This is a genomic window from Undibacterium sp. Ren11W, from assembly GCF_049340485.1.
Lineage (GTDB): Bacteria > Pseudomonadota > Gammaproteobacteria > Burkholderiales > Burkholderiaceae_D > Undibacterium.
The window spans coordinates 1-288 of the sequence record NZ_JBMPPB010000037.1 but is presented as its reverse complement, the minus strand read 5'-3'; the positions used below and the strand labels follow the sequence as shown (position 1 = coordinate 288).

The 288-nt window shown below is 58.3% G+C and carries 1 protein-coding gene; it reads left to right on the top strand.

Features of this window, described 5'->3' with window-relative positions; genetic code table 11:
* Positions 1-288, top strand: a 288-nt coding sequence (locus tag ACO0K8_RS22350; protein ID WP_422948857.1) for a hypothetical protein, incomplete at both ends; no start/stop codon positions are given.

Sequence of the window (288 nt, the reverse complement as noted above, 5' to 3'; positions counted from 1 at the left end):
TCAGTAAAACAGAACTGGGCGCAGCAACGACAGTGGCAGTCACAGTCGCCTTGCCAGGTACGGCTAAAGCAGGTGATACGCTGACGATCACCGACGGCACGACTCCGCAAAGCCATGTCTTGACCGCTGCAGAAATCACCGCTGGTACGTATAGCAGCACTGTTGCGAAACCAGCGGAAGGCGCTAATTTAACGGTCACAGCAACGGTCACCGACCAAGCTGGCAATGTCTCCGCCCCAGGCACAGACAGTGCCGTACTGGACACAACGGCCACGGCAGCGCCGACGA